Origin of the sequence: Kitasatospora sp. NPDC088264 (assembly GCF_040685715.1) — a bacterium.
GTDB lineage: Bacteria > Actinomycetota > Actinomycetes > Streptomycetales > Streptomycetaceae > Kitasatospora.
On record NZ_JBFBIR010000009.1, the window covers coordinates 69,899 to 83,204 of the forward strand.

Genomic DNA, 13,306 nt, shown 5'->3' on the forward strand with positions numbered 1-13,306 from the left:
GGAGGTCAACGTCGCGTAGCGGCGAGACCCTCGGGGTGGGGGTACCCCCGGCCGGAGGCTGGGGGAGGTCAACGTCGCGTAGCGGCGATCGCCGGGCTCGGGGTTAACGCCGCCTAACCTGTCCGGCTACGCTGGCCGCATGGTGAATCTGACGCGCATCTACACCCGCACCGGCGACGACGGCACCACCGCGCTAGGTGACATGAGCCGGACCACCAAGACCGATCCCCGCCTGGTCGCGTACGCCGACACCAACGAGGCGAACGCGGCGATCGGCGTGGCCGTCGCCGCCGGATCGCTGCCCGAGGACATCGTCACGGTGCTCGTCCGGATCCAGAACGACCTGTTCGACGTCGGCGCGGACCTGTCCACGCCGGTGGTCGAGGACCCGAAGTACCCGCCGCTGCGGGTGCTGCCGTCGTACGTCGACCGGCTGGAGGGGGACTGCGACCACTACCTGGAGCAGTTGGAGAAGCTGCGCAGCTTCATCCTGCCCGGCGGTACGCCCGGCGCGGCCTACCTGCACCTGGCCTGCACGGTGGTGCGGCGGGCCGAGCGGGCCACCTGGGCGGCGATCGCGGAGTACGGGGACAGCGTCAACCCGCTGACCGCGAAGTACCTCAACCGGCTCTCCGACCTGCTGTTCATCCTGGCCCGGGCGGCCAACAAGGAGCGCGGCGACGTGCTCTGGGTGCCGGGCGAGAACCGCTAGCGGTCCCTCAGAACCGCCGGCAAGCCCCTCAGAGCCGCTTCTCCGGGACGCCGGCGACGGGCTGCTCGGCGATCGGGTCGTCCGCGTCCTGCTCGCCGGCCGGCGGCTGCTTCGGCCAGAGCGTGTAGCTGACGGCGATGACCACGTTGACCACGGCGGCGATGCCCAGCTTGAGGTACCACTGGAGGAAGGTGCCGAAGTGTGCGGAGCCTCCCGACAGCGGCACCAGCAGGGTGATCAGGCTCAGTGTGATCGCGGCCGAGACCACCGTGCGGCGGCAGATCTGCCACTCGTACCGGGACCGCGCCAGGCCGTACTTCGGTGAGCGCGGCGGCTTGGGGCCGCCGGCGAAGCGGTACATGAAGTGCCGGTCGGCCCAGCGGACCAGGGAGGGCCCGTACCCGATCGAGAAGCCCGCGTAGCTCGCCGCGAGGGCGTGCGTCCAGCTCGCGGCGGCGCCGCCGCGCAGGTCGAGCACGGTGAGCACGTACAGGGTGAGGTCCACCGCCGGCAGGCCGACCAGCAGGGCGGTGCTGGTGCGGCGCCACCGCAGCAGGTAGCGGGCGGTGAGACCGAGGCCGAGCAGGATCCAGAAGGAGATCTCGGCCGCGACGATGAGGGTGACGATCACGTTGTGCTCCCGGGCGGTCGGCGGTGCCTCCAGCCTGGCGCGCGGGCGTGGCCGCGTCGTCGTCGCCGGGTGCCGTCCCGGCCTGCACCTTTCGATGTACGGCGGCTCCTCCGGGGACCGGAGCCGGGCGGCGCCCGGGGATGGTGAGATGGAGGTGTGCTGAGACCGACCCTCACCCCGCGCCAGGAGGACCGGGGGATCGCCCTGCTCGGTCTGCTCGGCGGAGCGCTGCTGATCGCGCTCCAGGTCTACGACAACTCCTCGCGGATCCCGCGCGGGGCGGTGGTGCCGGCGCTGCTGGTCATGGCGGTGCTGGAGCTGTTCCGCCGGACCAGGCCGGTGCTCACCACGACGCTGGGCGGGCTCGCCTTCGGGTACAGCATCTTCACCGGCGCCCTGCTGGCGACCAGCCTGATGTACACCGACCTGCTCTACGCGGCGGTGCTCTACGGGACCCCGAGGATGTCCCGGATCCTGCACCTGACCGGCACGGGTTCGGTGCTGGTGCTGTCCACCCTGGTGCTGATCTACAGCGACGCCTCGAACGCGGTGGCGGTGGTGGTGCTCACCGTCCTGATCTACCTGGCGCCGGTCTGGACCGGGGACGTGGTCCGCAAGCACCGCGACCGGGCGGTGAGCGAGCGGCTGCGGGCCGAACAGACCGCGCTGCTCTCGGAGATGGACCGGCGTGAGGCCGTCGTCGCCGAACGCGCGAGGATGGCACGGGAGTTGCACGACGTGGTGGCCAACCACCTGTCGGCGATCGCGATCCACGCGACCGGCGCGCAGTCCGTCGCCCGGCGCCGTCGGCTGGCCGGGGACGACCCGCTGGTGGAGGTGCTGGCGGTGATCCGGGAGAGCAGCGTCCAGGGTTTGGCCGAAATGCGCCGCATGATCGGACTGCTGCGCGACAGCGGCGGGGGAGAGGCGGACGAGTCGTACGCGGCGCCCGACCTGGCCGCCGTGGACGCCCTGCTGGCCAAGGCCCGGGCGGCCGGCCATGACGTCGGGCTGGACTTCGAACTCGCCGAGCGGGGCGAGCGCGGGGAGGTCCCGGTGCCGGTCCGGCTGGCCGCGTACCGGATCGTCCAGGAGTCGCTGACCAACGCGCTCAAGCACGCCGGGCCCGGACTGGTCAGCGTGCGGATGGAGTTCGGCCCCGAGGAACTGCGGATCGCCGTCGACAGCCCGTACCGGCACGGACCGGGCCGCGAACTGCCCGGCGCCCGGGCCGGGCTGGTCGGCATGGCGGAGCGGGCCGGGCTGCTCGGCGGCAGCTTCGAGGCGGGGCCGCGGAACGACTACTGGAGCGTGCGCGCGGTACTGCCGCGCGGGCGGGAGAGCGGGGCAGGGGCATGACGATCCGGGTGCTGGTGGCCGAGGACCAGGCGGCGGTACGGGCGGCGCTGGTGATGATCCTGCGGGCCGAGCCGGACATCGAGGTGGTCGGGCAGGCCGCCGACGGCGAGGAGGCCGTCCGGCTGGCGCTGGAGCTGCGGCCCGACGTGGTGCTGATGGACGTGCAGATGCCCCGGCTGGACGGCGTCTCGGCGACCCGGCAGGTGGTCGCCGCCGGGGCCGGCCAGGTGCTGGTGCTGACCACCTTCGACCTGGACGAGTACGTCTACGGCGCGCTGCGGGCCGGCGCGGCCGGGTTCCTGCTCAAGGATCTGGAGGCGGACACCCTGGTCGAGGGCGTCCGGACGGTGGCGCGCGGGGACGGCATGCTGGCGCCCTCGGTGACCAGGCGGCTGATCGGCGCCTTCGCCCGGCCGGACCGGGCGGTCGGGCCGGAAGCCAGGGAGGCGGTGGCCGGACTGACCCCGCGTGAGCGGGAGGTGCTGGCCTGCATCGGGGCCGGGCTGTCCAACGGGGAGATCGCGGCCCGGCTGGAGATGGCGGAGGCGACCACCAAGACGCACGTCAGCCGGATCCTGGCGAAGCTGCGGCTGCGCAACCGGGTGCAGGCGGCGATCCTGGCGCAGGACCTCGGGCTGACCGTCTGACCGTCTGATGGTCCGGTCGGCCGGTCCGGTCAGATGGTCCGATCGGCCGGTCTGATCGGCTGGTCACGGTGGGTCTGGGTCGCCCGACCAGGTCGGGCGCAGATCACACTCCCGATTGACACCACGGGGCCGGATTGGGCATTAGAGTCCCGGCAACGAGCGACGCGGCTCTCCGGCGGTGACCCCTGCCCTGAGCCGCCTTCAGGGCCCGCCCCAGGGCGGCGACGGCATCGGGAGACCCAGCCATGAGCAATGCGTCCAGCAAGCAGATCGCCGTGATCGGTGCCGGCCTGATGGGCGCCGGCATCGCCCAGGTGTCCGCGCAGGCCGGCCACCCGGTGGTGCTGCGGGACGTCACCGAGGAGGCCCTGCAGCGCGGTCTCGCGGGCATCCGCGCCTCCTACGCGAAGTTCGTCGCCAAGGGCCGGCTGAGCGCCGAGGACGCCGAGGCCGCGCTGGGCCGGATCACCACCACCACCGACCTGGGCGCCGTCGCCGAGGCCGACATCGTGGTCGAGGCCGTGTTCGAGCAGTTCGAGGTCAAGGAGGGCGTCTTCCGGGAGCTCGACAAGCTCGCCAAGGACGGCGCGGTGCTGGCCTCCAACACCTCCGCCATCCCGATCACCCGGATCGCCGCCGCCACCCGGCGCCCCGAGTCGGTCGTCGGCGTGCACTTCTTCTCGCCGGTGCCGCTGATGAAGCTCGTCGAGCTGGTCCGCGGCTACAAGACCAGCGACGAGACCCTGGCCGCCGCCCGCGCCTTCGCCGAGGGCGTCGGCAAGGACGTCGTGGTGGTCAACCGGGACGTGGCCGGCTTCGTCACCACCCGCCTGATCACCGCGCTGGTCGTCGAGGCCGCCAAGCTGTACGAGTCGGGCGTCGCCACCGCCGAGGACATCGACACCGCCTGCCGCCTCGGCTTCGGCCACCCGATGGGCCCGCTGGAGACCGCCGACCTGACCGGCGTGGACATCCTGCTGCACGCCGCCCGCAACATCTACGACGAGACCCAGGACGAGAAGTTCGCCGCCCCGGAGATCATGGCGCGCATGGTCACCGCCGGCGACCTCGGCCGCAAGAGCGGCCGCGGCTTCTACCCGTACGAGGGCAAGTGAGCCCCCGCCGGAACGGGTGAACGACGACGCCCGGCGACCGGGCGGGCCGTGCGGCGGAACACCGTACGGCCCGCCCGCTCGGGGGCGGGTGAGTTTCCTCACGCCAGGTGCCGCAGACGGGTGATTTGGGCGGTAATCGAGCGTAGGTGTGGAGACTGACTGCGTATATTCCCTCGGACGAGTGAAGTTGCTTCAGATCTGGCCGGAACCAGCAACCTGCGCTGCTGGTTCGCCGTCAGAAGAGGGAGACCCGGCCCAGCACGACGAGGCTGCGACCGGACCCGGGCGAGGGGCCACGGCCCGCCCGGATGGACACCCCCACCCCCCGCCCCGGCACGGCCGGGTCGGACCACCCCCGTACCGGACCGGTCAGGCGAAGGAGGAGAGCATGCGCATCACCGGCGACCACAGGGCGCTGGCCATCGAAGGCCGCCTCGACGTGCGCACCGCCGCCGATGCGCGCGCCCGGCTGCACCAGGCCGTGGACGGCGGCCTCGGCGACCTCGTGCTCGACCTCGCCCGGCTGGAGTTCTGGGACGCCACCGGCCTCGGCGTGATCATGGGCACCCACCGCAGGGCCGGCCGGATCGGCCGGCGGCTGGTGCTGCGCTCCGTCCCGGCCCAGCTCCAGCGGCTGCTGGTGGCCACCAAGCTGCACCGCATCCTGGCCGTGGACGGCGTCACCGAGGCCCACGGGATCGCCCTCTAGGGCCTGGCCGCTCCTGCCCCCGTCCGGCCCCGGTGCTCGTTCGTTCCCTGCCTTCGTTCGTTCCCCGCCCGCTCTTCGTCCGGCCCCCGACCTGGCTCTGATCAGCCGTCGTCCGGGCCCCGACCTGGCTCTGATCGGCCGTCGCCCGGCCCCCGACCGGGCCGCCCCTGCGCGGGCGGGCCCGGATGTGCAAGAGTCTGCCCGTCAGATGACGGCCGCCCCAGCCAGCTGCCCCCAGCCCGCGCGCGGCCGCGACCGAGACGTCAGCCGGCCGGCGCGGGACGCCGGCGGCCGAGCAGGATGCGGAGCAGAACGTGGCACAGCCAACCGGGGAGTTCCGGCAGGAGGCCGCCCGCACCCGAGGCGGCGAACTCGTCTCCGGCGCCCTGCTGGTCGGCGTCGGCGCCCCGGACGGCTCCGAGGTCAGGCCCTGTCCCGAGGAGTGGCGGCCCCGCCCGCGCCGGATCGAGCGCAGCGAGCCCGCCCGGGGCCCGGTCGGCGGCGTCGGCCGCGCGGTCGGCCCGCTCGCCCTCGGTGCCGGGCCCGCCGACCTGCCGCTGCTCGACCGCGAGGCCGACGTCGCCGAACTCCTCGGCCTGCTCGCCGAGGGCCGCTCGATACGCCTGGTCGGCCAGGCCGGCTCGGGCCGCAGCGCGCTGCTGTCGGCCGTCGCCGAGGCCGCCGCCGACCTCGCCCCCGGCGGCGTCGTCCAGCTCTGCGGGCACCGCCGCACCGCCGCCGACCTGCTCCAGGACCTCTTCGCGGCCACCCACCACGCCCCCGGCTACCGGCCCGACCCGGGCCAGCTGGCCGTGCACCTCGCCGAGGTCGGCGCGATCGTGGTCGTCGACGGCGCGGAGCAGTCCGGCGCCGAGCTGGAGGACCTGCTCGCCCTCGCCCCCGGCTGCGCCTTCCTGATCTCCGCCGCCCCCGGGAGCCCGGCGCTGTCACCCGGCTCCCGCTTGCAGGACCACCTGGTCGCCGGGCTCTCCCGCTCCGCCTGCCTCGCCCTCGCCGCCCGCCAGGCCGGGCGGCCGCTGGACGTCGAGGAGAAGGCCTGGGCGGTCGACCTCTGGTTCGAGTCCGAGGGGCTGCCGCTGCGCTTCGTCCAGGCCGCCGCGCTGCTGCGCCAGCGGGACGTGGCGGTGGACGCGCTGGTCGCCGCCGAGGAGGACCGGATGGGGGTCTTCGGCGCGGTCGAGGAGCCCGTCCACGACCCCGATCCGGCCGTCCGCGAGAACGCGCTGCGCCGCACCGTCCCGCTGCCGTCCGTCGCCGAGACCGCCTCACCCGCCGTCCGGCTCGCGGAGGGGCTGAGCGAGCCCGCCCAGGCCGTCCTGAGGCTCGCCGTCGCGCTCGGCGGCGAGTGTCCCACCGCGCCGCACCTGCCCGCGCTGATCGACGTCGGCCAGGGCGAGAGCGCCCTCGCCGAACTCGCCGACGCCGGGCTGGCGGTGTCCATCGGCGGGCACCACCGGCTGACCGCCGGGGTGCTGGACCTGCTCGCCCCGCACTGGCCGGCCCGCGGCTGCCTGGACGGCGCCGCCCAGCACTTCGCCTGGTGGGTCGGGCACAGCTCGGTGTCGCTGGAACAGGTCGCGGCCGAGGCGGAGGTGGTGGTCGGCGTGCTGGTCGCGGACCGGGCGGCCGGCCGGCACGACGCCGTCGTGCGCCTGGCCCGGGCGGCCGCGCCCGCGCTGGCGCTGGCGCTGCGCTGGGGCGCCTGGGAGAGGGTCCTGGAGCTGGGGCTGGAGGCGGCCCGCCGGACGGGCTCCGGCACCGACCAGGCCTGGTTCCACCACGAGGCGGGCGTGCACGCGTTCTGCGTCCGGGAGCCGTCCCGGGCGATGGCCGAGCTGGAGACGGCGCTCACCCTGCGGTCCGCCGCCGGCGAGCAGCGCGGCGTCGCGGCAGCCGGCCGGATGCTGGACCTGCTGCGCGCCGACGGGCGGCAGCTGCCGCCCGCGGCGTCCCCCGGGCCGGCGCCCGTGCGGCGGCCCGTCATCCGCGCGATAGCCAAGGTGCCGTCCAGCCTGCGCTCCGGGACCAGGCGTCGGGTGATCGCCGCGTCGGCGGCCGTCCTCGCGCTCGGGGCGCTCGGGACGGCGGTGGCGATGAGCGCCACCGGTCCGGAGCAGCACCCGGGCAACGACCCGCACACCCGGCTCGACGACCCCGACGGCGGGCAGGGCGGGCCGCTCCCGTCCCCGCACGTCGGTGGCCCGACCGCCGGGGCCGGTGCCACCGGTACGGGGGTGTCAGGGACGGGAGCGCCGGGGACGGACGCGGGGGGCGGTGCGGCGGCGGGCGGGACCAGCCCGGAGCCGTCGGCGAGCGGCACCTCGCACTCGCCGAGCGCGTCGAAGAAGCCGAGCCGTGGGCCGAGCGAGACCGCGGGGACCACCGAGCAGGCGCAGCAGCCGCAGCCGCCCGCACCGGGACAGTCGCAGCCGCCGGCCCAGCAGTCCGGCCCGCCGCAGGGTGGCAGCGGCGGCGGCACCGGCGGCGGCAGCGGTGGCAACTCCGGGGGCACTCAGCCCGGCGGAGGCGCCAGCACGCCGCCCCCGCCGAAGCCGTCGACCACGTCGCCCTCGGCGACCGCGACCACACCGCCGCCCGCCACGACGGGCCCCACGACCGGGACGTCCAGTCCTCCGCCGACGACGCCCTCGCCGTCCGCGAGCTGACCGGTCAGAACAGCTTGAGCTTGTCGTCGTCGATGCCGCGCAGCTCGTCGTAGTCCAGCACCACGCAGCCGATGCCCCGGTCGGTGGCCAGCACGCGGGCCTGGGGCTTGATCTCCTGGGCGGCGAAGATGCCCTTGACCGGGGCCAACAGTGGGTCCCGGTTGAGGAGTTCGAGGTAGCGGGTGAGCTGCTCGACGCCGTCGATCTCACCGCGGCGCTTGATCTCGACGGCCACCGTGGCACCGTCCGAGTCGCGGCAGAGGATGTCGACCGGGCCGATCGCGGTGGGGTACTCGCGGCGGATCAGGGACCAGCCGGCGCCGAGCACCTCCATCCGGTCCGCGAGCAGCTCTTGGAGGTGTGCCTCGACGCCGTCCTTGATCAGGCCCGGGTCCACCCCGAGTTCGTGGGAGGAGTCGTGCAGCACCTCCTCCAGCGTGATGATGAGCTTCTCGCCGGCCTTGTTCTCCACCGTCCAGACCCCGTCCGCCTCCTTGAGCGCGCACGGCGGGGACATCCAGTTGAGCGGCTTGTAGGCGCGGTCGTCGGCGTGGATGCTGACGCTGCCGTCGGCCTTGACCAGGATGAGCCTGGTGGCGGAGGGCAGATGGGCGGAGAGCCGACCGGCATAGTCGACTGAGCAGCGGGCAATTACGAGACGCACGGTCGACCACGCTAGCCCACCGGGGCCAGTTGATGCGATTCCACGACGACCGGGTGAAGAAACCGGGAACCCCGCGAACATGGAGGCTCGGCAATTCCGCTCACCTCCCGTCGCGGTCTGGCGCCCACGTCCTGGGGTCGCTACCGTACGTGACGGCACGCGTGCGGGATCGCTGTCAACGGGGACGGAGACTTCAGATGAACGATCCGACGGGATCCGGCCAATGTGGTGCACCGCCGCGTATTTCCGAAGCAATCCACAGGAATGACCGGCCCGTCCCGCCGTTGACTGCCACGCTGTTCCGAGCGCGGTCGGTGTCCGGGACGTCACGTCCCGTGGTGCCGCCGCCTTCGCGGGGTGTCAAAAACGCCCGTTCCACGGCGTTCCGGACACCACGCGCGATCCGCCCACCCTCACTGTGAGCTTGGACTACGCACGACCACCCGGGCGCCGCGCGGGTGGACCGCGAGAGGAGAATCCATGTCGCTCGACGTCTCACCGGCCCTGCTGGAAAAGGCCGAGCGGGGCGAGGTCGACGAGCGGGAATTCGTCGACTGCGTCCGCGTCTCGCTGCCGTACGCCTGGGACCTGATCAGCTCGCTGGTCGCCCAGGCAAAGGTCGACGGTACCGACTTCGCCGACAACCAGGTACCGCCGCCCAGCGAGCAGGCCCGCGGCCAGCTCCTGCGGGCCCTCGCCAGCGACGCCATCCGGGGGGCCCTGCAGCGGCACTTCGGGGTGCGGCTGGCCTTCCAGAACTGTCACCGGGTGGCGGTCTTCCTGCCGTCGGACGCCAACGAGGCACGGCACGCACGCTTCACCTCGGTCCGGGAGCAGCTGCTCAACCAGTCCGAGGAACTGCGGGACTGCTGACCCGGCAGCACCGCCGATGCCGGGCCCTAGGTCCTGTCCGGCCGACCTTGCCGGGCCCGATCGACCGGATAGGACCTAGCGGCCCGGAAGGTCGTCGGGCCGCCCCCGTCCCCCGGTGCGGGGGGAGGGGCGGCGGCCCGGACCGGGCCCGGCCGCTCCACCCCCGGGCTCACCCCAGCTGCGGCAGCACCTCGGAGCCGAGCCGGGCGATGTTGTGCAGGGTCGCTTCGCGGTCGCCGCTGCCCTCCGCGAGCAGCGCGAAGCGGCGGATGCCGGTCCGCTCGGCGGTGGCCAGCAGCCGGTCGGCGCACTGCCGCGGCGTGCCCACCGCGTGCAGGTCGCAGAGGAGTTCGGTGTACTCGCGCGGGTCGCGCATCTTGCGCTCCCGGCCGTCCACGGTGCGGTGGGCGCCGAGCCCGTACTCGAACCAGCCCGGCATGGCGTTCAGCAGGGTGGCGCGGGCCGCCGAGGTGCGGTCGTCGACCTGGGCCACCCCGGCCGCGACGTGCCGGCGGTTCACCCGGCGCAGCTGCTCCTCGCCGCGCCCGGCGGCCAGCCAGGCGCTGCGGTACAGCTCCAGCATGCGCAGCTTGTCGTCGTCGCCGGAGTGCATGCCGAGCAGCATCGGCAGGCCGCGTTCGGCGGCCAGCCGCACCCCGCTCGGAGAGGTGCACGCGACCACCATCGGCGGTCCGGCCACCGGCCGCCCGGACGGATCGAGTTCCTCACCGAAGCCCTCGCCGAGGCCCTCGACGTCCTGGCGCTGGCGCGGGAAGCGCACCGGGCCGGACCGCTCGCCGAGACCGAGCCAGCTGCCCAGTCCGGACCGGCGCACCGGTTCGGTGGCGCGCGGCACCACCGCCACCTCGGGGAAGGCGAACTGCGGGCCGTCCGCGCCGACCCGGGAGCCGCGCAGCCAGCGCAGCAGCAGGTCCAGCCGCTCCGGGAAGCCGTTCTCGAAGGCGTCCACGCCGCCGCCGAACACGTCCAGGTCGATCCAGGGGCCGCCGCGGCCCACCCCGAGCGTGAAGCGCCCGTCCGAGGTGAGGTGCAGCAGCGCGGCCTGCTCGCCGAGCGCCACCGGGTGGGCGGTGGAGAGCACGCTGACCGCCGTGCCGACGCCGATCCGGCGGGTGCGGCCGAGCAGCAGCGCGGCCAGCGTGGCGGCGTTGGGGCAGACCCCGTACGGGACGAAGTGGTGCTCGGCCAGCCAGACGCTGTCCAGGCCCGCGCGTTCGGCCTCGACGGCGGCCCGGACGGTGCGGTCCAGCGCCTCGCGGTGGCTCTGCCCGGGGAACTGCGCGGACAGCAGGAACGCGCCGACCCGCACCGGCGCGGTGTCCGGCGGGAGCGCGCCCGCCCGCTGCGGCACGGGCAGCGGCTCGCCCGCCGCGGCCGTGACCGGGATGGGCGAGGTCAGCACCGGCCCGGGGGCGGGCGGCCGGACTCCGACGGGCCGACGGGTCTCGGCGCGGGCGCTGGTCTTGGTCATGGTGGGGCCTCCTCGGGTGCGCGCAGGGTCTGCGGGCCCCGCCTGTTCCCCTTGTGGGTATCCGATGTCATGTGCCAATGGCACGCGGAAACCCGGATTTCGTCGAAGATCGGGTGGATCTCGGCAAAAACGCGGGAGCGTCGGACGATGCCGTGATAGTGGCCTGCCGGAGGGGCGGCCGGCCGTAGGCTGGAACGACCCGAAATCCCGGAAGAGAGGTAGTCCGACGTGTCGCCGCGCCGCAACCGGATCAAGAGCGCCGACCCGGGCGGGAGCGCCGAGCAGGCCTCCCCGCTCGGCGGATCGCTGCGCCGCACCGAGAGCCACCAGGGCGACGACTGGGTGGTCCAGACGGTCGCCGGGACGGCCGGGCGGCACTACCGGTGCCCGGGCTGCGACCAGGAGATCCCGCCCGGGATGGGCCACGTGGTGGCCTGGCCGATGTACGGCGCGGGCGTGGACGACCGGCGGCACTGGCACCGCGCCTGCTGGGGCGCGCGGGAGCGCCGGGCCTCCAACGTCCTGCGGGGCCGCGGCGCTCCGCGGTACTGAGCCGGTCAGGCGTCCCGGTTCTTGAGCACCAGCGCGCCGCCGAGCAGGGCGGCGAGCGTCCAGGCCAGGCAGATCACGAAGCCCTCCCACGGCCCGTACGGCTGGCCGTGCTGCTCGTACACCAGCAGCATCCGCGAGCCCGCGTAGTCCGGGAAGTAGTGGGCCAGGGTCTTGACCTTCGGCACCGCCGAGAGGATCGGCGAGAGCAGGAAGAAGAACGGGACCAGTACGCCCAGTGCCAGCGTCTGGCTGTGCAGCATCGTGGTGACGCCGGCCGAGAACAGGCAGAGCATCGTCAGGTACAGCGCGGCGCCGAACACCGCGCGCAGCACGTGCGGTTGGTCGAGGCTGGTGGAGTGCGAGCCGAGCAGCGCCTGGCCGGTGAAGAAGGTGACGAAGGCCGTCACCACCGAGACCGCCAGGGCCATCGCGCCGAGCACCACCGCCTTGCCGGTGAGCAGGGTGCCGCGCTGCGGGACGGCGGCCAGGGTGACCCGGATCATGCCGGTGCTGTACTCGTTGCCGATGGCCAGCACGCCGAACACGATGATGGCGAGCTCGCCGAGCATGATGCCGGAGAAGGCCGTGCCGGTGGCGTCGAAGACGGACTGGTCGCCCCGCCGGAACTCGCCGAAGTTGCTGTTGGTGAGCAGGGACAGCAGCGCGCCGATGCCGACGGTGACGACGAAGGTCAGCGCGAGCGTCCAGATCGTCGAGCGGACGCTGCGGATCTTCGTCCACTCGGAGCGCAGGATCGCCGGGAAGGACGTCATCTCAGTTCTCCTCCTGCCGGGCCGCCGCGGTCTGCGGGGCGCCGTCCGCCTTCCAGCCGGCGCCCCAGACGCCGGGTGCGCCGGCCGCGTCCCGGCCCGGGCCGTCGCCCGCGTGGTACTCCACCGAGTCGGCCGTCATCTGCATGAACGCCTCCTCCAACGAGGCCTGCTGCGGGCTGAGTTCGTGCAGGACGACGCCGTGGGCCGCGGCCAGGTCGCCGAGCCGGGCGAGATCGCCGTCGACCACTTCGTAGGAGCCGCCGGGCCCGGGTTCGGACCGGAGCCCGGCGCCGGACAGGGCGTCGAGCAGGCGCTCGGGGTGCGGGGTGCGCAGCCGGACGGCGGAGCGGGAGTTGCGCCGGATGAACTCCGGCATCGGCAGGTCGGCGAGCAGCCGGCCCTTGCCGATGACCACCAGGTGGTCGGCGGTGACGGCCATCTCGCTCATCAGGTGGGAGGAGACGAAGACGGTCCGGCCCTCGGTGGCGAGCCGCTTCATCAGGTTGCGGATCCAGAGGATGCCCTCCGGGTCCAGTCCGTTGACCGGCTCGTCGAACATGACGATCTCCGGGTCGCCGAGCAGTGCGGAGGCGATGCCCAGGCGCTGGCCCATGCCGAGCGAGAAGCCGCGGGCCCGCTTGCGGGCGACCGGGGTGAGGCCCACCAGGTTGAGCACCTCGTCCACCCGGCGGGTCGGGATGCGGTTGCTCTGGGCGAGCCAGAGCAGGTGGTCGCGGGCGGTGCGGCCGGGGTGGACGGCCTTGGCCTCCAGCAGCGCGCCGATGTACTTGAGCGGTTCGCTGAGCTGCCCGTAGCGCTTGCCGTCGATGGTGACCCGGCCGCTGGTGGGGCGGTCGAGGTCGAGGATCATGCGCATGGTGGTGGACTTGCCTGCGCCGTTGGGGCCGAGGAAGCCGGTGACCACGCCCTGGGGGACCTGGAAGCTGAGCCGGTCCACCGCGAGGGTCCTGCCGTAACGTTTTGTCAGGTCGTGCAACTCGATCATTCGCGCTCCCTTACTCCTGGTAAGGCTAGGACAAAGCGGATATCACGGCCCGCTGAGTGGGCCCGCCGGGCGTGCCGGAATACGGT

13 protein-coding genes are annotated in these 13,306 nt (G+C 73.9%); 8 read left to right on the plus strand and 5 right to left on the minus strand.

The window, feature by feature from the left end:
* The first annotated feature begins 139 nt into the window (after window positions 1-139).
* On the plus strand, window positions 140-712 hold the full coding sequence (locus tag AB0O82_RS10025) for a cob(I)yrinic acid a,c-diamide adenosyltransferase (RefSeq protein WP_363582002.1): 573 nt from the start codon (window positions 140-142) through the stop codon (window positions 710-712).
* A gap of 28 nt (window positions 713-740) precedes the next feature.
* Here AB0O82_RS10025 and AB0O82_RS10030 read toward each other — a convergent pair whose 3' ends face one another.
* Window positions 741-1,343 carry a hypothetical protein gene (locus AB0O82_RS10030; protein ID WP_363582004.1) on the minus strand — a complete coding sequence of 201 codons (603 nt, stop codon included), beginning with the start codon at window positions 1,341-1,343 and terminating at the stop codon, window positions 741-743.
* A 156-nt stretch (window positions 1,344-1,499) separates the two neighbouring features.
* Here AB0O82_RS10030 and AB0O82_RS10035 point away from each other — a divergent pair, with 156 nt between their 5' ends.
* From AB0O82_RS10035 to AB0O82_RS10055, 5 genes are all read left to right on the plus strand, one after another.
* Entirely contained in the window at window positions 1,500-2,702 is a 1,203-nt protein-coding gene (locus tag AB0O82_RS10035; protein ID WP_363582006.1) for a histidine kinase, read from the plus strand.
* The gene (locus AB0O82_RS10040) at window positions 2,699-3,349 is read left to right on the plus strand and encodes a response regulator transcription factor (RefSeq protein ID WP_350879592.1); all 651 of its coding nucleotides are present in this window, start codon (window positions 2,699-2,701) and stop codon (window positions 3,347-3,349) included. Before AB0O82_RS10035 ends, AB0O82_RS10040 begins: the two co-directional genes overlap by 4 nt.
* Window positions 3,350-3,594: 245 nt before the next feature.
* Window positions 3,595-4,464 (plus strand): 3-hydroxyacyl-CoA dehydrogenase family protein, encoded by an 870-nt coding sequence (locus tag AB0O82_RS10045; protein ID WP_350879591.1) that lies wholly within the window; start codon window positions 3,595-3,597, stop codon window positions 4,462-4,464.
* Between the two features lie 388 nt (window positions 4,465-4,852).
* Window positions 4,853-5,173, plus strand: a complete 321-nt coding sequence (locus AB0O82_RS10050) for an STAS domain-containing protein (protein WP_363582008.1) — start codon at window positions 4,853-4,855, stop codon at window positions 5,171-5,173.
* A 314-nt stretch (window positions 5,174-5,487) separates the two neighbouring features.
* Window positions 5,488-7,860, plus strand: a complete 2,373-nt coding sequence (locus AB0O82_RS10055; protein ID WP_363582010.1) for an ATP-binding protein — start codon at window positions 5,488-5,490, stop codon at window positions 7,858-7,860.
* 4 nt (window positions 7,861-7,864) lie between these two features.
* On the opposite strand, the gene nucS is transcribed toward AB0O82_RS10055, so the two are convergent.
* A complete protein-coding gene (gene nucS, locus AB0O82_RS10060) occupies window positions 7,865-8,524 on the minus strand; it encodes an endonuclease NucS (RefSeq protein ID WP_280676005.1) in 660 nt (219 codons plus the stop codon).
* A gap of 480 nt (window positions 8,525-9,004) precedes the next feature.
* Between nucS and AB0O82_RS10065 the strand changes: the two genes are divergently transcribed.
* Complete coding sequence (locus tag AB0O82_RS10065) at window positions 9,005-9,397, plus strand: SCO5389 family protein (RefSeq protein WP_063347790.1); 393 nt, start codon at window positions 9,005-9,007, stop codon at window positions 9,395-9,397.
* A gap of 169 nt (window positions 9,398-9,566) precedes the next feature.
* Here the strand turns inward: AB0O82_RS10065 and AB0O82_RS10070 are convergent, their stop codons facing one another.
* The gene (locus tag AB0O82_RS10070) at window positions 9,567-10,727 is read right to left on the minus strand and encodes an LLM class flavin-dependent oxidoreductase (protein ID WP_363582152.1); all 1,161 of its coding nucleotides are present in this window, start codon (window positions 10,725-10,727) and stop codon (window positions 9,567-9,569) included.
* A 390-nt stretch (window positions 10,728-11,117) separates the two neighbouring features.
* Here AB0O82_RS10070 and AB0O82_RS10075 point away from each other — a divergent pair, with 390 nt between their 5' ends.
* Window positions 11,118-11,441 carry an ATP/GTP-binding protein gene (locus tag AB0O82_RS10075; protein WP_363582013.1) on the plus strand — a complete coding sequence of 108 codons (324 nt, stop codon included), beginning with the start codon at window positions 11,118-11,120 and terminating at the stop codon, window positions 11,439-11,441.
* Between the two features lie 5 nt (window positions 11,442-11,446).
* On the opposite strand, the gene AB0O82_RS10080 is transcribed toward AB0O82_RS10075, so the two are convergent.
* Together AB0O82_RS10080 and AB0O82_RS10085 are read right to left on the minus strand one after the other, a co-directional pair.
* Complete coding sequence (locus AB0O82_RS10080; RefSeq protein ID WP_363582015.1) at window positions 11,447-12,214, minus strand: ABC transporter permease subunit; 768 nt, start codon at window positions 12,212-12,214, stop codon at window positions 11,447-11,449.
* A 1-nt stretch (window position 12,215) separates the two neighbouring features.
* Entirely contained in the window at window positions 12,216-13,220 is a 1,005-nt protein-coding gene (locus AB0O82_RS10085) for an ABC transporter ATP-binding protein (protein ID WP_363582018.1), read from the minus strand.
* Between the last annotated feature and the right edge of the window lie 86 nt (window positions 13,221-13,306).